Consider the following 16,587-nt stretch of genomic DNA (forward strand, 5'->3'; position numbering starts at 1 on the left):
GAGTTTTGCAACACAAGCTTACCGAAGTTCGCCGATGACCACCCGCGAAACTGACCGGACACTACAGCGCTTTTTCGATTAGCGCGTGTCCGGTCAGCTTCGCTACCGGCAGAAGCTACACCACCGCCGGGGACACGACCCCGACGCTGATGGTGGCGGCGGAAAATTGGTAGTCGGTCGGGCGCGCCGCTGCTGATGTACGGTAGCAAAACAAACGAGGGATCGTCGGCCTGATTGACCCGATTTCGACCGCCGCACCGATGTGACCTAGTACGTTTCCTCACCTTGTGGCGCAGGTTTCCAAATCCCTAGATTCCGCCGTGGGCGCATTGTGAGCGGGCGAGGTGGCCATGTACCGGTTCACGCTGCCAATTGGGTTTGGGGGCATAGCTCGGCTATGATGCGGCATCGATAATCGCCATGGGATGGAATCGATGCAGGGGCTGAATTCTGAAAGACTGGCGCCGGGGCGTGCGCGGGACGTGGCTGGTCATGGGCGCAGCGCGCAGTTTATTGCCGATGGCAATTGCCGTGGCGACGGGCGCCGCCGACGGTCGCGGCGACCGCTGCTAGGCGACGAGACTGGTAAAGCAATCGGGCCGAACACGCTCGACCGCGAGCGAACTTCGCATCGTCCGACGGCAGGAATATCCCATCACTCGCAGGATGTTGGAAACATGATTGCGCACCGTGAAATGCGACAGACCAAGCTTGCGGGCAATCTCCTTGTTGGACAGGCCGCTGAGCAGGTGGCCCAGGATTTCCTGCTGGCGATGGGTCAGTGTCGGCGTCGCGCTGGCATGATTGCCCGCAGGATGATGGCCGGTGGCAGGGTGCGACAGGCTGACAATCTCGGAGCCGGGCAGGGCGGATTTGATTCGCGCGATGGCGTCGGCATCGCCATAGCGCGACGTTGTGACCAGGACGATGGTCCGATCGTCGCGATCAAACGGAATGACGCTCGCGTGCTGATCGAAATGTAATGACGCGTCGATATATTTCATGGCGCCACGATGCTATCGCAATTGCTGGACAGGATGAGGGGGAAAGCGGCGGTTGGCTTGTACAGGGCAATGAACGGGCGGGGTTTTCTACCACTGGCTTGTCGGTGATGACGAGTGCGCTAGAACGAAAGGTGCAATCGAACGGATCTGCGACCGACCGCGACCCGCTGCACGCGCCGCCGCGTCTCGCGTCGGTTCGCGAACGCAAGGCGATTACCGCGACGACGGTCAAGCTGGCGGCGCTATTCTGGCTCTGCGTATTCGTGTCTGACAGCATATTGTGGGGCATCGCAGGCGTTGATCCCATCAAATCGGCGCTCGGCAAAATAATCACGAACAGCTTTGGCGTCGGGCTGACGCTGATCGTGACCGCGTCGCTGTTTAGGCTGCGCTACGCGTCGATCTTTATTAAAGTCCTCATCGCGTTCACATTTTCGATTGTGGCGGCAGCGATCCTCAGTGGCATCGATATCCTCGTTTACATTTGGTTTGTGCAGCCGGTGAACTGGTCGTTCGACCAGATCGTTTTCGGCCACACGATGATCTCCTCCACAGGCATGTTCTTTGGCTGGTCGTGCCTTTATGTCGCGCTGCTATACAGTTTCGAAGTCCGCGACCGCGAACGCAGTCTGGCGCAGGCGCGCGAAGAGGCGCTCTCGGCGCAAATGCGCGCTCTGCGCTATCAGATTAATCCGCATTTCCTGTTCAACACGCTGAACTCGGCGGTCGGGCTGGTCGAAGAAGGCGCGAACGCGCGGGCGCAGCGAATGATGATATCGCTTTCGACCTTTCTGCGCCAGACGCTCGAGCTCGACCCGATGACGGATGTTACCCTGGCGGCCGAGCTGGCCTTGCAGGAAGATTATCTTGAGATCGAGCGCGAACGCTTCGCGGACCGCATGCGCTTTAGCATCGACGTCGAAGAGGCGGCTTTGCTCGTCATGGTTCCGAACCTTATTCTGCAGCCGCTTGTCGAAAACGCCGTTAAACACGGGGTCGAGCCCAGCACGCGCGAGGTAGAGATCCGGATCGTTGCTTGGCGCGACGGCGACGATTTGTGCGTATCCGTCGCAAACGACCGGTTTCCGGGGGACGGCCATCAGACGCGCGCCGGCAGCCGGATCGGGCTGCGCAATGTTGCCGATCGTCTGGCAGCGCGCTTTGGACCAGCAAGTTCGTTTGCGACGAAACCGACCCCTACGCAATTCCGAGCCGAAATCCGCTTACCCTGGATAATATGTTGTCAGGTCTCGTAACATTGGTCGTCGACGACGAGCCGTTGGCCCGCCGCCGCGCAGTGCGTCTGGCGCAGCAACTGCCATGGGTGGGCGAGGTGGGGGAAGCGGGCAATGTTGCGCACGCGATCGAATGGCTTGCGGCATCGCCTTGCCACATCATTTTGCTCGACATCAGGATGCCGGGAGGCAGCGGGTTCGACCTGCTCCGCCATTTGCCCGACCCCGCCCCTGCGGTGATATTTGTCACAGCGTTCAGCGACCAGGCACTGCGCGCGTTCGACGCGCAGGCGGTGGACTATGTCACCAAGCCGATCGAGGCCGGACGTTTCCGGACGGCGATGGAACGCGCACGGGGGGTCGTCGAGCAGGCGCAAAGCGCCGACCGCATCCGTGAACTGGAAGAGGTTGTCGCCAATCTACGCGCGACCGGACCGGAAACGCGCCAGCAGATGGGCGAATTGTGGGTACGGGCGGGTGGCGAATATGTCCGCATCAAGCCCGAAAGCATTTCGCATGTCAGCGCCGAGCGCGACTATGTCCGCATCCATGCCGACGGTCAGGGTTATCTGTACAACGAAAATCTGGCAACGCTCGAACGACAGCTGGCGCCGCAGCAGTTTCTGCGGATCCACCGCAGCACGATGGTTCGCATCGACGCCGTCGAGCGGGTGAAGGGCGGGCAATTCCATGCGCTGATTGCGGTGCTGAACGATGGCACCGAGCTAAGGGTCGGCCGCACCTATACCGCCGCGATCCGCGCCCGCCTTGCGCGCCGCGACTGACGGTTTTACAACTGCGCGACATTGCCGCGATTTCAAGTTTTTCTTGCTCTGCAGAAAGTCGACCCGACTTGTCTCCCCCGTCACTGCGTGCAAGGGACGAGCAGAATGAACGGGAGAGCTTCAATGCAGTTCGATGTGGTGATCGTGGGCGCCGGGCATGGCGGGGCGCAGGTCGCGATCATGCTGCGCACCCAGAAATTCACCGGCAGCATCGCGATCATCGGCGACGAGCCCGAATTGCCCTATGAGCGTCCGCCGCTGTCGAAGGAATATTTCGCGGGCGAAAAGGAATTCGAACGCATCCAGCTGCGCCCCGCCAAATATTGGGACGAGCGCGAGGTGACGATGCTGCTCGGCAAGCGCGTCGTATCGGTCGATCCGGGCACGCACAGCGTTATCACCGACGACGGCGAGGCGATTGGCTATGGCAAGCTCGTCTGGGCGACTGGCGGGAGCCCACGGATGCTGCCGATCCCCGGCGGCGATCTGCCGGGGGTACAGGGCGTGCGCACCCGCGCCGATGCGGATGCGATGAAGGCGGCGTCCGAGACTGCGCGCCAGATCGTTGTCATCGGCGGCGGCTATATCGGCCTCGAGGCTGCGGCAGTGCTGCGCAAGGCGGGCAAGAAGGTCGTGCTGCTCGAAGCGCTCGACCGCGTGCTGGCGCGCGTTGCCGGGACCGAACTCTCGCGCTTCTACGAGCGCGAGCATCGCGAGCATGGCGTCGATCTGCGGCTGGGCGTCGCGGTCGAGGCGATCGAGGGCGATACCCATGTCACCGGGGTGCGGCTCGCTGACGGCGAAGTCATCGCCGCCGATCTCGTCATCGTCGGCATCGGCATCGTCCCCGCCGTCGAGCCGCTGATCGCGGCGGGCGCCGAGGGCGGCAACGGCGTGCTCGTCGACGGGCTTTGCAAGACCAGCCTGCCCGACATCTACGCGATTGGCGACTGCGCTGCGCATGAGAACGACTTTGCCGAAGGCGTCGTGATCCGGCTGGAATCGGTGCAGAATGCCAATGATCAGGCGAATGTCGTCGCCAAGGGCATTTGCGGCGACGAAGCGCCCTATCATGCGATCCCCTGGTTCTGGTCGAACCAATATGACCTCAAGCTCCAGACTGCTGGGCTGTCGACCGGCCACGATCGCGCCGTGATGCGCGGCGATCCGGCAACACGCAGCTTCTCGGTCGTCTATCTGAAAGCGGGCAGGGTCATCGCGATCGACTGCGTTAATGCGACGAAGGATTATGTCCAGGGACGGATGATCGTCACTGCGGGCCTGCACGCGACCGCCGAACAACTCGCCGACACCGAAACGCCGTTGAAAGCGTTGCTGCCCGCATAACAGACCTCGTCATTGTGAGGAGCCGAAAGCGATGCGGCGATCTGGAATGCTTCGCTTCGCTCGCAATGACGAAGCTTAAGGTGCCGGCGGTAGCCTATTCGCCGTTGGCGGCTCGTCGCCCAGCGCCCGCTTTAGTGTCGCTTTGATATTGCGGAGCAGGCGGCGCAGCGCGATGATTACGATGACCGCCGCGACTGCCATAAATATGGCGATGACAATCGCCAGCGGCGGAAAGGCGATGGCGAGTGCCAACAGACTGCCGGTCGCGACATCTTCGCCGGTCGATACGACGACATTGCTGACGGGTTCGGGGCTAGCGTTGACCATCGCGCGCGTCGTCGCCTTGGCGCCGTGGCTTAGCAATGCGCCGCCGCCGCCAAGCAGGAAGGCGATCACTTGCCAGGTCGGATCGGAGGCATCGACGAGCGCCAGCGCGAGGAGGGCGCCGCCGAGCGGGCGGATCACACTGTGGATCATGTCCCAGACCGAATCGACCCAGGCGATCTTGTCGGCAAGGAATTCGGCGATTGTGCCGACCGCCGCGACCCCCAGCACCCACGGATTTGCCAGCACCTGCAGCGCGGCGAGATGTTCAGGCAGCGGCAGCCAGCCAAAATGCATCGCGGTGCCGGTGGCCAAGATGGTGAGGTAGAGTCGCCACCCGGCGAGGAGGCTGAGGCTGCCGGCGACGCCCAATATCTCGACGATTCCCAATATCCTGCTCCTCGTCCAGTTCGCGATCTTCTTGCACCTCCATTGACCGTGCCGCAATGCCGGGATGACAAGCTTTGGCGGCACGGTTATCGCTGGGGGTGATGAATGACATACCACTCCCGCCCTCTGGTTCCGAGGTTCTGCCTGAAGGTGCCATTCCCGCAGCGACGCTGGTCATAATGCGCCCGGCGCCGGATAACGGCCCCGACGAGATTTTGATGGTGAAACGATCGACGAATATGGCCTTTGCAGCGGGCGCCGTGGTATTTCCGGGCGGCCGGGTCGATCCCGACGATTATCTGGTGGCGCGCCAACACGGACCCGATGTTCACGAGGCCGACGGTGCCGCCCGGGTCGCGGCGTTGCGCGAGACGCTGGAGGAAACCGGCCTCGCTGTCGGTTGGCCTGCATTGCAGGAGCGCGAGCTCGCCGACGTTCGTCGGGCGTTGCTGGCGGGAACGCTGCTGTCGGACATCCTGGCGGCACGCGGTGACCGAATCGCGTTGGATTCATTCGTTCCTTTCGCGCGATGGTGTCCGAATTTCAAAGAGGCGAGGACGTTCGACACACGATTCTATGCCGTCGCAGCGCCGCCGCATAGCCATGAACTGACCGTTGAAGAAGCTGAGCATAGTCATATTTTCTGGGCAAGCGCACACCGAACGCTGATGATGGCGGATCGTGGCGAGGTGTCGGTCATTTTTCCGACCCGTCGGAATCTCGAACGCCTCGCACGCGTGGCCGATTTTGAAGAGTTTTCGGCGCATTCGCGGCAGTTTCCGGTCGAGCTGGTAACACCGTGGATCGAATGGTGCGAGGGGCAGTCCTTTTTGTGTATTCCCGATCATCTCGGCTATCCGGTGACGCGTGAATCCTTCGATCAGGTGCGGCGCGGCTAAGGCCATCCGCGAGGCATTTTTCCTCAATTTAGCAATTTGGTAAGAATTGCGGCGCTATGCCAAATCGTCGTTGCATTTGCTGAAGCCTATGCCTAAGAAGGCGGCGCAGAAGCAGACCGGAGGTTCGCCTTGGGTGTGATTCGACAAGACTAATCCAGTGGACGGAGAATATAATGAACCTGCTCAAAAAGGCTGCGATCTCTCTCGCAGCGACCTCGATGATCGCAGCCCCGGTTGCCGCGTCGGCCGCTCCCGCAGCCCGTGCAGCTTCGGCCGTAGAAGGCCAGAGCGAGCTCGAAGGCAGCGGTTGGATCATCGCGATCATCGCGCTTGCTGCTATTATCGGCGGCATCATCATCGCGTCGGACAACAACGACGACTCGCCGACCAGCCCGTAATTTCGGCTGATCGCTAAAGATACCAAAAGGCTCCGAGTTCCGCTCGGGGCCTTTTGCGCGTCTTCGGTTTGTGCTTGTGGGTTGTAGACTTTCCTGCACGGCTGGCGCTGACGTCTGGCCCAGACGCGATCGTGGGCCGTCTAGAGTGTGATGTTTCGCATGGCCCGTGAGCGGGCCAAGGGGATCGATTGGCGAGCGCGATCGGTCGCAGCGACATCGATCGGTGCCAGCACCACACGATACCCAGTTTCGGCGCTGGCTGCATCGGCATCGCCCAATACGGCGCCCCATGGATCGACGATCAGACTGTGGCCATAGGTCGCGCGGCCGTCTTCATGGTCGCCGCATTGCGCCGCCGCCAGAACATGACAGCCGGTTTCAATCGCCCGCGCGCGCATCAGCACATGCCAATGCGCCTCGCCCGTCGGCACCGTGAACGCGGCGGGGATCGCGATCAGGTTCGCCCCTTGATCGACCAGCGCCCGGTAAAGTTCAGGGAATCGCAAGTCATAACAAATGCTCAGTCCCAACCGGCCAAGCGGGGTATCGACGACGACCAGCGCATCGCCGCCGGCATAGGCCGCCGATTCGGTCCAGTTCTCGCCCGTCGGCAGGGTGACGTCGAACATGTGGATCTTGTCATAGCGTGCGCAGACGCTGCCGTCGGCGGCGATGACATGGCTGCGGTTGACGCGCCGCGCGCCATCATCGGATAGCAGCGGCATCGATCCGGAGTGGAGCCACAGGCCATGCTTATGCGCCAGCGTTTGCAAAGCAGCGGGCCAGACACTGTCACGCTCGCGCGCGATATGGGCCGCGGATCGCACGCGATCGCGATCGAGCAGCAGCGACATTTCGGGCAGGAATGCCATCGCGGCGCCGCCCGCTGCGGCGTTCGCCATTGCGCGATCGATCGTCGCCAGGTTTGCGGCCGGATCGATCCCGCTGGCCATCTGGATGAGCGCGGCGATCGGGGCGCCTGCTTGGGGATCGTTCGTCATGGTCATCCCCTATCGCTAAGCCGATGCGGTTTGCAGGACAAGCGCCGCGACAGTTCAGTGGCCAGCAAGGTTTGAACGCGATAAGATGGCCCAATGGCCAATTCCCCTGCGCGTATGTCGCTTCGTTTTTCCCGATCGCTCCTGTGCGCCAGTGCCGGCGCGGCTCTGTTGCTGCTTCCCTTCGCCGTCAACGCGCAAGGCGGAGCTACGCCGACGACGGCGACCAGACAGGCGGGGAGCGGCGACTGGCTCTATGCTGACAGTGACATTCCGCGCGACACCGCATGGCAATTCGGGACGCTGCCCAACGGCGTGCGCTATGCCGTGCGCAACAACGGCGTGCCGCCAGGACAGGTGTCGATCCGCGTCCGCATGGACGTCGGATCGATGTTCGAAACGGAGGAAGAGCGCGGCTATGCGCATTTGCTCGAACATCTGACCTTTCGGGGCTCCGAACATATCCCCGACGGCGAAGCCAAGCGCATCTGGCAGCGATTCGGTGTCACTTTTGGCAGCGATTCGAACGCTCAGACGACGCCGACGCAGACCGTGTATCAGCTCGACCTGCCCAGCGTGACCCCGGCCAATCTCGACGAGAGCATGAAATTGCTGTCGGGCATGATCCGCCAGCCCCGGATTTCGGAACTGGCGGTCGCCGCCGAACGCGGTGTGGTGATGTCCGAATTGCGTGAATCGGACGGACCGCAGAAGCGGATCGGCGATGCGACCAACGCGCATCTGTTCGCCGGTCAGCTGCTCGGCGACCGTTCGCCGATCGGCACGACCGCATCGCTGGGCAAAGCTAGCGCGCCGACCGTCGCTGCCTTTCACAAGCGCTGGTATCGCCCCGATCGTGCGGTGGTGGTCATCGTTGGTGACTCGGAACCCGCCGAACTGGCGCGGCTGGTCGCGAAATATTATGGCGATTGGCGCGCTGACGGGCCGAATCCTGTCGACCCTGATTTCGGCAAGCCCGACCCGAAGGCACCACCAGCACGCGAAATCGTCGAGGCGAACCAGCCGCTTGCGCTGACACTGGCGATGGTACGCCCGTGGCGGAAACGCATCGACACGGTCGAAAACACGCGGCGGCTCTATCTGGAATTCATCGCGCAGGCGCTCGTCAACCGCCGTTTGGAAAACCGGGCGCGCAGTGGCGGCAGCTATCTGGTCGCGACAGTCGAACAGCAATATGTCAGCCGCAGCGCCGACGTCACCATGGCGTCGATCGTGCCGCTCAGCGACTGGAAGGCGGCGCTCGCCGATGTACGCGGGGTGATCGCCGACGCGACCAGCAACCCTCCGTCACAGGCGGACATCGACCGCGAAGCGAATGAAATCGAGGCCTTCCTGCGCAAGGAGCTGGAAAATGCGCGCAACGAGCCCGGCGCGCGGCTGGCCGACGATCTGGTCCGTGCCGTCGACATTCACGAGGTCGTGACAAGCCCGCAGGGGCAGGTCGATATGTTCAAGGCGATCCGCGCTTTTGCGACCCCGAAAGTGATGCTGGAGACCAGCAAGGCGATTTTTGCCGCCCCGGTGACGCGCGCGGTGTTGACGACACCGACCGCGGCGGGCGGCGACGCGGCCTTACTGGCCGCGCTAAAAGCGCCGGTGACCGCGCGCGACGATCGGTTGGTGACGGTTCAGGCCGATTTCAAACAGCTCCCCGCTTTTGGAACGCCGGGGACGATCACCTCGAGTGACAGCCTGCTCGGCCTGCGCGCCGAACGGATCGAGTTTGCTAATGGCGTGACCGCGCTGGTGTCGAACAACAAGATTGAACCCGGCAAGGTGCGCGTCAATGTGCGGTTCGGTACCGGCAACCGCAGTGTCGCCGCCGATTCCCCGAACCTGTTGTGGACCGGTGATTATGCTCTGGTCGCCAGCGGCATCGGGCCGTGGGGACAGAATGAGATCGACCAGCTGACCAATGGGCGGCAGATTCAGCTGAATTTTGCGATCGACGACAATGCGTTCGAACTGTCGGCGGAAAGCAAGCCCGCCGACCTTTCCGACCAGATGCGGCTGATCGCGGGCAAGCTGGCGCAGCCGCGCTGGGACACGGCACCAATTGAGCGCCTGCGTGTCGGTTATCTCACCGGCTATGACCTCAACGACGCCACCCCCAATGCGGTGCTCGACCGCAATCTGCGCGGCTGGCTGACCAATAATGACGCGCGTTGGGCGGCGCCCGACAAGGCGCAGATCGAAGCGCTGACCCCCGCCGCCTTCCGCGCCTTTTGGGAGCCGCAGCTCGCCAGCGGACCGATCGAGGTGCAGATTTTCGGCGACCTGGAAGCGGTCGACTATCGCGAGATCCTGGCGAGCACGCTCGGCGCACTGCCGCCGCGAAAAGTGCTGGCCCCCGCCAACGGCCAGCGCGTCGATTTCGCCAAAGCGGCCCCGGTTCCCGATATCGCCTATCATCGCGGCGCCGAGGGGCAGGCGGCGGCGATGACGGCGTGGCCGACCGGGGGTGGTCTCGCCAATCCGCGCGATGCGCGCGGGCTTGAAGTGCTTGCCGCGATCTTCAACGACCGCTTGTTCGATCGCCTGCGCGCTGAACAGGGAGCGAGTTATGGTCCGGTGGTCGACAGCCATTGGCCGACGGGATTTGACAGCGGCGGCTATCTGCTCGTCGGCAGCCTGCTTGCGCCGAAGGATATCGACCGCTTTTATGGCATTGCGCGCGACATTGCCGCCGATCTGGTCGCTAACCAGGTGGGCGTCGATGAACTGACGCGCAACGCGGTGCCGATCCGCGAAATGGTCTCCCGCGCGTCGACCGGCAATGTCTATTGGATGTTCCTGTTGGAGGGCGCGACGCGCGACCCACGCGTCGCCACTGCGGCGCTGTCAATGGAGACCGACATTGCCGCGGTGACCGCTGCTGACGTCCAGCGGCTGGCACAGGAATATCTGACGCCGCAGCGCCAATGGTCGCTGGCGATCCTGCCCAAGGGGATGACGCTGGCCGACGCGTCGGCGCTGGGTGCCGCAACCGGGGCGACAGCGACCACCGCGGGCGGGCGCTAAGCGGTTTCCCCGCCGGGCGCACGGACTTTGCGGATGCGCGGTTCGCGATCCAGCTCGCCTTTGGTCATGATGTCGTGGCGCATCTTCGCGCGCACGTCGTGGATCGATGCGATCACCGGCCCCATCGCGACACCTAGGTCGATCAGCACTGCTTCGGCAAGTTGCAGCGAGCTTTCGAGCGTCTCGGGTACCGCATCGCTCGCTCCCGCCTGATAGAGCGCCGCGGCATGGTCGGCATCGCGCGCGCGGCTGATGATCGGCAGGTCGGGAAATTTCTGGCGCAATTGCTTGGTCATCCGCAGCTGCTGTACGGGATCGTCCATCGTCAGCACGATGGCGTCGGCGCTTTCGATCCCCAGCTTGTCGAGACTGCCTTGCCGCGCGACATCGGCAAAGCGCACCTTAAAGCCGTCGCGCCGCGCCACCGCCACGCTGTCGATATTGGCATCGACCGCGATATAGGCGCGGCCATGTTCGCGCAGCAGCTCAGCAACCGTGCGTCCGACGCGGCCAAAGCCCACGATGACGGTCCGCGCCACTGCGGGCTCATCCTCCGGCGTGTCGTCGCTGCGCATTTCGATCCGCCGCGCAACGTCGTGGCCGACGCGCGCCAGCAGCGGCGTGATGGTCAGGCCGATCGCGGTGACAAGCTGCCAGAAACTCGCTGTTGCGGGATCAATGATTCCCGCCGTCAGCGCGGCGGTCAACACGATCAGGGTCGTCTCCGACGGGCTCGACATCAGCAAGCCGACTTCGGCGGCTGTACCGCGGCGCGCGCCCGAAAAGCGCAGCAGCAGCGCGGTCACCACCGCTTTGACCGTGATCACCCCGACGACCGCAGCGATCAACATCGGCCATTGCGCGGCGATACTCTTGAGGTCCAGCCCCATGCCGACGCTGATCAGGAAGACCCCGAGCGCGAGGCCTTTAAACGGCGCGGTGATCGCTTCGACCTCGCCATGATATTCGGTCTCGGCGATCATTAATCCGGCGAGCAGCGCCCCGACGATCGGCGATAGGCCGACCGTCGCGGTGGCGAGCGCGGCGACGATCACCACAAGCAGGCTGGCAGCCAGGAACAGCTCGGGATCCTTGGCGCGCGCCGCCTGGGCAAAGATGCGCGGCAGCAGGAACCAGCCCGCAACCGCCAGCACCGCAACCACCAGCGCGCCCTGCCACAGGGTCGTCATCAGCAGTTGGGCATTGTCACCGGCCGGATTGGGGGCGAGGGCGCCGAGGACGAAGATGATCGGGACGATCGCCAGATCTTCGAACAGCAACATTGAAAATGACGCGCGACCCACCGCCGACTTGGTCCCCACCATCGGCAGCACCAAAGCGGTCGACGACAGCGCGAGGGCGATGCCGAGCCCGAACGCCGCGGGAGTCGACAGATCGCCGAGCACCCATAAGCCGCCGCCAAGGATCGCGCCGCCGAGCAGCAATTCGGCTGCGCCAACCCCGAACACAAGTTTGCGTAATTGCCACAGGCGGCGGAACGAGAGCTCGAGACCGATCGAAAACAGCAGCATGATGATGCCGAATTCGGCAAACAGCGCGATATCGTCGGTCGATCCGATCGTGACATGTTTCAGCCAAGGATAATCGCCAGCCAGCGATCCCAGCCCCGACGGCCCCACCAGCAGGCCGACGAGGATGAACCCGATAACGGGGGGCAGGCGAAAGCGCGCAAACGCCGGGATGACGATGCCCGCGGCGCCTAAAACCACCAGCGCATTGCCGATGGCCGAAGTTTCTGTTTCCGATACCATAGGGGCCGACCTTATGCAGGCCGGCCCCGATTGGCTAGAGAGCTATCCCAACCTTTTTGGTTGTTTTTAACTACCCATCTTGGCTTCAAGGTTTTCAACGATCGCTTCAAAGAAGCCTTCGGTGGTCAGCCAGTTCTGGTCGGGGCCGATCAGCAGCGCCAGATCCTTGGTCATCTTGCCGCTTTCGACCGTCGCGACGCAGACTTTTTCCAGATCGTCGGCAAACTTCACCAGCTCCGCGTTATCGTCGAGCTTGCCGCGGTGCTTGAGGCCGCCGGTCCACGCAAAGATCGACGCGATCGGGTTGGTCGAGGTCGCCTTGCCCTGCTGGTGCATGCGGTAGTGGCGAGTGACGGTGCCGTGCGCTGCTTCGGATTCGACGGTCTGGCCATCGGGGGTCATCAGCACGCTGGTCATCAGGCCGAGCGAACCGAAGCCCTGCGCGACTGTGTCCGACTGAACGTCGCCGTCGTAATTCTTGCAGGCCCAGACAAACTTACCGCTCCACTTGAGCGCCGATGCGACCATGTCGTCGATCAAACGATGTTCGTAAACGATGCCCGCGGCATCGAAATCGGCCTTGAATTCGGCGGTGAACACTTCTTCGAAGATGTCCTTGAAGCGGCCGTCATAGGCTTTCAGGATCGTGTTCTTGGTCGACAGATACACCGGCCACTTGCGAGCGAGGCCATAATTCAGGCTAGCTCGCGCGAAGTCGCGGATCGAATCGTCGAGGTTGTACATCGCCATCGCGACGCCCGACGAGGGGAACAGAAACACCTCTTCGTCAATGACCTTGCCGTCTTCGCCCTCGAATACCAGGCGCAGTTTGCCGGGGCCTGGGACGCGGAAGTCCGTTGCCTTATACTGGTCGCCGAACGCGTGACGGCCGACGACGATCGGGTCGGTCCAGCCGGGGACGAGGCGCGGAACGTTCTTCATGACGATCGGTTCGCGGAACACGACGCCGCCCAGGATGTTGCGGATCGTGCCGTTCGGCGACTTCCACATTTTCTTAAGGCCGAATTCCTCGACGCGCTGTTCGTCGGGGGTAATCGTCGCGCATTTCACACCGACGCCATATTTGGCGATCGCGTTGGCAGCATCGACCGTGATCTTGTCGTCGGTCTGGTCGCGCATTTCGATGCTGAGATCGTAATAATGAAGGTCGATGTCGAGATAGGGAAGGATCAGCCGTTCGCGGATCCATTGCCAGATGATCCGGGTCATTTCGTCGCCGTCGAGTTCGACGACCGGGTTGGCTACCTTGATCTTGCCCATGCTGCTGCCTTTATCCTTGGGGAGTCGGAGTTGCAGCGGGCCTTAGGCAAAGCGGCGCGATTGATCAATGGGCGTGGTGGAACCCTGACCATGCCTTATTCATTGTCAGTGTCAGGCGCGCACCCTAGAAGAACGGCCATGTCCAATATCATCTCTTCCAACCGCCCCGGTGGCGGCATCAAATGGCAATGGCCATCGATCCATCCCGAGGGGCGCAAGTTCCTTTTGATCGCGGCGATCATCACCCTCTGCTTCTGGCTGCTTGGCTGGGGGATTGTCGGCTGGCTGATGTTCGGGGTGACCGTGTGGGTCGGTACCTTTTTCCGCGACCCCATCCGCATCACCCCGACCGGCAGCGATGTCGTCATCGCGCCCGCCGACGGGCTGGTGACCCAGATCGCCGAGGTCTCCCCGCCGCCTGAGATCGCTGGCGCCGACGGATTAGGCGACGCGTCGATGCTGCGCGTGTCTATTTTTATGAGCGTGTTCGATGTCCACATCAACCGCACGCCGATTGCAGGAACGTTGCGCAAGCTCGTCTATATCCCGGGCAAGTTCCTCAACGCCGATCTCGACAAGGCGAGCGAAGAGAATGAGCGCCAGCATTTTGTCGTCGAGCGTGCCGACGGGGTGCGCATCGGTTTCACCCAGATCGCGGGTCTGGTCGCGCGGCGGATCATGCCGTTCGTAACCATGGGCAACGCACTGACGACTGGCCAGCGCGTCGGGCTGATCCGGTTCGGCAGCCGCGTCGATGTCTATCTGCCCGCGGGGACGACGCCGCAGGTGTTGCTTGGCCAGAGGACGCTGGCGGGTGAAACCGTTGTCGCGCGGATCGGACAGGCTGCGATGATCGACGGCATCGGACAATAGGGTGACAGACGACACCCAGCTTCCGGCGGACGCCGCGGGTCGCCGTATCGGCGGGATCGGCCTGCGCGCTTTTGCCCCCAATGCGATTACCGTGCTTGCGCTGTGCTTTGGCCTGACCGGGGTGCGCTTTGCAATCGGCGGGCAGTTTGAACTTGCCATCGCCGCAGTGATTTTTGCCGGGGTGCTCGACGGCATGGACGGGCGGATCGCACGGCTGCTGCGCGCGCAAAGCAAATTTGGCGCCGAGCTCGATTCGCTGTCGGACGTCATCGCCTTCGGCGTCGCTCCGGCAATGATCCTGTTCCTGTGGTCGCTCCAGGATGCGCCGAAATTTGGCTGGACCGCGGCGCTGGCGCTGGCCGTCTGCTGCGCGCTGCGGCTGGCGCGCTTCAACTCGCGGATGGATGCCGATTTTCAGCCGCACAAATCCGCCGGCTTCAACACCGGTATTCCCGCACCAGCCGGGGCAGGCTTGGCGTTCGTGCCCGTCTATCTGTGGCTGACGACGGGCAATGAGCTGTTCCGCGAATGGTATGTCGTGATGCCGTGGGCGCTGGGTGTCGCGATGCTGATGATCTCGGCGATCCCCACCTACAGCTGGGCCTCGATCCGCCTGCGTCGATCGTGGCGATTGTTCGCTCTGGCGGGGGTCGGGTTGCTCGGTGCCGCGCTGGTGACCGCGCCGTGGCTGACGCTGCTCGCTGTCTGCGCAATCTATGCGGCGACGCTGCCGTTCGGCCTCGCCAGCTATGCGAAGGTCAGGCGGCGCGGCTGAACTGGGGCTGGCTGCGCTGGGACCGCGCGACGATGGCGCGCGCGATGTGGCGACGCGGTGCTGAAGGGCGCAGCTTGATGACCGTCGCAGGTCCGGGCTGCGGTGCGGCATCACCCGCGAAAGCACCTTCGCCAAGCAGCGCCGAAAGAATCGCCGACTCATTTGCTTTCAACATCGCCAGGATCACCGTGATGCCGAGTCCGGCGGCGAGGGCGAAGAGGAGTGCGGCTGCGATCTGAACCATGATCTGTCCTTCCGGGTTTCCGTTAACAAAACCTTTCCGACGGGAATGACGGTTTTGCTTGCCTTTTGGTTGCATGTTCTTGGTTTGTTCCCAAGTGTTTTGCGACGAACGGAGTCAGATTGGCGCCGGATCGAATGATCGGATGCGCGCACCGTTCATCCCGAATGCGCCGCGGGCGCTTGCTTTTGATGACCAACGCGGCTAACGGCCCGCGCATTCCACATGGAAGGCGCACATAAACCGGTGCCGGGATCATCCGCTTGCGGAACCCGGTTCTTGCTTTCCAGAGGACCAACCGGAAGGAGAAAGACTATGGCGGCACCTGTCGTCACGATGCAGAATCTTATCGAGGCTGGCGCCCACTTCGGCCACCAGACCCACCGCTGGAACCCGCGCATGAAGCCGTATATTTTCGGTGCGCGCAACGGCATCCACATTCTAGACCTGTCGCAGACCGTGCCGCTTTTTGCGCGCGCCCTCGAATTCGTCGCCTCGTCGGCGGCGTCGGGTGGCAAGGTGCTGTTCGTCGGCACCAAGCGCCAGGCGCAGGGTCCGATCGCTGACGCCGCGCGCGCTTCGGGTCAGCACTTCGTCAACCACCGCTGGCTGGGCGGCATGCTCACCAACTGGAAGACGATCTCGGGTTCGATCAAGCGTCTCAAGACCCTTGAGGAACAGCTTTCGGGCGACACCTCGGGCCTGACCAAGAAGGAAGTGCTCAACCGCACCCGCGAGCGCGACAAGCTCGAAATGTCGCTCGGCGGCATTCGCGACATGGGCGGCATTCCCGACGTGATGTTCGTGATCGACGCGAACAAGGAAGAACTGGCGATCAAGGAAGCCAATGTCCTTGGCATCCCCGTCGTCGCGATCCTCGATTCGAACGTCTCGCCCGATGGCATTGCCTTCCCGGTTCCGGCCAACGATGACGCCGCGCGCGCCATTCGCCTGTACTGCGATGCGATCGCTCAGGCCGCGACCCGCGGCGGCCAGCAGGCCCGCGCCGATCGTGGCGAAGATCTGGGCGCAGCGGTGAACCCTGTCGCCGAACCGGCGCTAGTCGAAGAAGCTGCTGCACCCGTTGCTGAAGAAGCCCCGGCTGCCGCAGCTGCTCCGGTGACCGAGGACGAACAAGTCCCGGCCGAAGCCGCTGCCGAAACCGAACGTCAGAGCGACGCCTAACCGCTCGTTTTGATGACGCGGCCGCGGCAATTGCCCGG

Annotated in this window: 15 protein-coding genes; 9 read left to right on the forward strand and 6 right to left on the reverse strand. The window is 63.0% G+C overall.

Features of this window, described 5'->3' with window-relative positions; genetic code table 11:
- Positions 1-569: 569 nt before the first annotated feature.
- On the reverse strand, positions 570-1,004 hold the full coding sequence (locus K0M74_RS19085; protein WP_293976030.1) for a LuxR C-terminal-related transcriptional regulator: 435 nt from the start codon (positions 1,002-1,004) through the stop codon (positions 570-572).
- Positions 1,005-1,111: 107 nt separating this feature from the next.
- Between K0M74_RS19085 and K0M74_RS19090 the strand changes: the two genes are divergently transcribed.
- The 3 genes from K0M74_RS19090 (at position 1,112) to K0M74_RS19100 (ending at position 4,371) form a co-directional block, all read left to right on the forward strand.
- A complete protein-coding gene (locus K0M74_RS19090) occupies positions 1,112-2,260 on the forward strand; it encodes a histidine kinase (protein WP_293976034.1) in 1,149 nt (382 codons plus the stop codon).
- The gene (locus K0M74_RS19095) at positions 2,242-3,024 is read left to right on the forward strand and encodes a LytTR family DNA-binding domain-containing protein (protein WP_293976036.1); all 783 of its coding nucleotides are present in this window, start codon (positions 2,242-2,244) and stop codon (positions 3,022-3,024) included. Before K0M74_RS19090 ends, K0M74_RS19095 begins: the two co-directional genes overlap by 19 nt.
- A 123-nt stretch (positions 3,025-3,147) precedes the next feature.
- The gene (locus K0M74_RS19100; RefSeq protein WP_293976038.1) at positions 3,148-4,371 is read left to right on the forward strand and encodes an NAD(P)/FAD-dependent oxidoreductase; all 1,224 of its coding nucleotides are present in this window, start codon (positions 3,148-3,150) and stop codon (positions 4,369-4,371) included.
- A 75-nt stretch (positions 4,372-4,446) separates the two neighbouring features.
- Here K0M74_RS19100 and K0M74_RS19105 read toward each other — a convergent pair whose 3' ends face one another.
- Positions 4,447-5,085, reverse strand: coding sequence for a DUF4126 domain-containing protein (locus tag K0M74_RS19105; RefSeq protein WP_293976040.1), 639 nt, complete (start codon positions 5,083-5,085; stop codon positions 4,447-4,449).
- 101 nt (positions 5,086-5,186) lie between these two features.
- On the opposite strand from K0M74_RS19105, the gene K0M74_RS19110 reads away from it, so the two are divergent.
- Complete coding sequence (locus tag K0M74_RS19110) at positions 5,187-5,984, forward strand: NUDIX domain-containing protein (protein ID WP_293976041.1); 798 nt, start codon at positions 5,187-5,189, stop codon at positions 5,982-5,984.
- 173 nt (positions 5,985-6,157) lie between these two features.
- Complete coding sequence (locus K0M74_RS19115) at positions 6,158-6,382, forward strand: hypothetical protein (RefSeq protein ID WP_088439439.1); 225 nt, start codon at positions 6,158-6,160, stop codon at positions 6,380-6,382.
- Positions 6,383-6,522: 140 nt separating this feature from the next.
- Here the strand turns inward: K0M74_RS19115 and K0M74_RS19120 are convergent, their stop codons facing one another.
- Complete coding sequence (locus tag K0M74_RS19120) at positions 6,523-7,383, reverse strand: carbon-nitrogen hydrolase family protein (protein WP_293976042.1); 861 nt, start codon at positions 7,381-7,383, stop codon at positions 6,523-6,525.
- 168 nt (positions 7,384-7,551) lie between these two features.
- Here K0M74_RS19120 and K0M74_RS19125 point away from each other — a divergent pair, with 168 nt between their 5' ends.
- A complete protein-coding gene (locus tag K0M74_RS19125; RefSeq protein ID WP_293976044.1) occupies positions 7,552-10,422 on the forward strand; it encodes a pitrilysin family protein in 2,871 nt (956 codons plus the stop codon).
- Here K0M74_RS19125 and K0M74_RS19130 read toward each other — a convergent pair.
- Positions 10,419-12,194 (reverse strand): cation:proton antiporter, encoded by a 1,776-nt coding sequence (locus K0M74_RS19130; protein WP_293976046.1) that lies wholly within the window; start codon positions 12,192-12,194, stop codon positions 10,419-10,421. The genes K0M74_RS19125 and K0M74_RS19130 overlap by 4 nt on opposite strands.
- Positions 12,195-12,260: 66 nt before the next feature.
- Complete coding sequence (locus K0M74_RS19135) at positions 12,261-13,475, reverse strand: NADP-dependent isocitrate dehydrogenase (protein WP_088439433.1); 1,215 nt, start codon at positions 13,473-13,475, stop codon at positions 12,261-12,263.
- 138 nt (positions 13,476-13,613) lie between these two features.
- Between K0M74_RS19135 and K0M74_RS19140 the strand changes: the two genes are divergently transcribed.
- Positions 13,614-14,348, forward strand: coding sequence for a phosphatidylserine decarboxylase (locus K0M74_RS19140; protein WP_293976049.1), 735 nt, complete (start codon positions 13,614-13,616; stop codon positions 14,346-14,348).
- 1 nt (position 14,349) lies between these two features.
- Complete coding sequence (locus K0M74_RS19145; RefSeq protein ID WP_293976051.1) at positions 14,350-15,123, forward strand: phosphatidylcholine/phosphatidylserine synthase; 774 nt, start codon at positions 14,350-14,352, stop codon at positions 15,121-15,123.
- Here the strand turns inward: K0M74_RS19145 and K0M74_RS19150 are convergent.
- Positions 15,107-15,442 carry a hypothetical protein gene (locus K0M74_RS19150; RefSeq protein ID WP_293976053.1) on the reverse strand — a complete coding sequence of 112 codons (336 nt, stop codon included), beginning with the start codon at positions 15,440-15,442 and terminating at the stop codon, positions 15,107-15,109. The two genes, K0M74_RS19145 and K0M74_RS19150, sit on opposite strands and share 17 nt — an antisense overlap.
- 237 nt (positions 15,443-15,679) lie before the next feature.
- On the opposite strand from K0M74_RS19150, the gene rpsB reads away from it, so the two are divergent.
- On the forward strand, positions 15,680-16,549 hold the full coding sequence (gene rpsB, locus K0M74_RS19155) for a 30S ribosomal protein S2 (protein WP_293976055.1): 870 nt from the start codon (positions 15,680-15,682) through the stop codon (positions 16,547-16,549).
- The last annotated feature ends 38 nt before the right edge of the window (positions 16,550-16,587 follow it).

It is taken from the genome of Sphingopyxis sp. (assembly GCF_019459305.1).
In the GTDB taxonomy this organism is placed as follows: Bacteria; Pseudomonadota; Alphaproteobacteria; order Sphingomonadales; family Sphingomonadaceae; genus Sphingopyxis.

Coding starts and splice junctions, on each gene's coding strand:
- K0M74_RS19085 (WP_293976030.1), bottom strand. CDS start 1,004: ATGAAATATATCGACGCGTCATTACATTTCGATCAGCACGCGAGCGTC.
- K0M74_RS19090 (WP_293976034.1), top strand. CDS start 1,112: ATGACGAGTGCGCTAGAACGAAAGGTGCAATCGAACGGATCTGCGACC.
- K0M74_RS19095 (WP_293976036.1), top strand. CDS start 2,242: ATGTTGTCAGGTCTCGTAACATTGGTCGTCGACGACGAGCCGTTGGCC.
- K0M74_RS19100 (WP_293976038.1), top strand. CDS start 3,148: ATGCAGTTCGATGTGGTGATCGTGGGCGCCGGGCATGGCGGGGCGCAG.
- K0M74_RS19110 (WP_293976041.1), top strand. CDS start 5,187: ATGAATGACATACCACTCCCGCCCTCTGGTTCCGAGGTTCTGCCTGAA.
- K0M74_RS19115 (WP_088439439.1), top strand. CDS start 6,158: ATGAACCTGCTCAAAAAGGCTGCGATCTCTCTCGCAGCGACCTCGATG.
- K0M74_RS19120 (WP_293976042.1), bottom strand. CDS start 7,383: ATGACGAACGATCCCCAAGCAGGCGCCCCGATCGCCGCGCTCATCCAG.
- K0M74_RS19130 (WP_293976046.1), bottom strand. CDS start 12,194: ATGGTATCGGAAACAGAAACTTCGGCCATCGGCAATGCGCTGGTGGTT.
- K0M74_RS19135 (WP_088439433.1), bottom strand. CDS start 13,475: ATGGGCAAGATCAAGGTAGCCAACCCGGTCGTCGAACTCGACGGCGAC.
- K0M74_RS19140 (WP_293976049.1), top strand. CDS start 13,614: ATGTCCAATATCATCTCTTCCAACCGCCCCGGTGGCGGCATCAAATGG.
- K0M74_RS19150 (WP_293976053.1), bottom strand. CDS start 15,442: ATGCAACCAAAAGGCAAGCAAAACCGTCATTCCCGTCGGAAAGGTTTT.
- rpsB (WP_293976055.1), top strand. CDS start 15,680: ATGGCGGCACCTGTCGTCACGATGCAGAATCTTATCGAGGCTGGCGCC.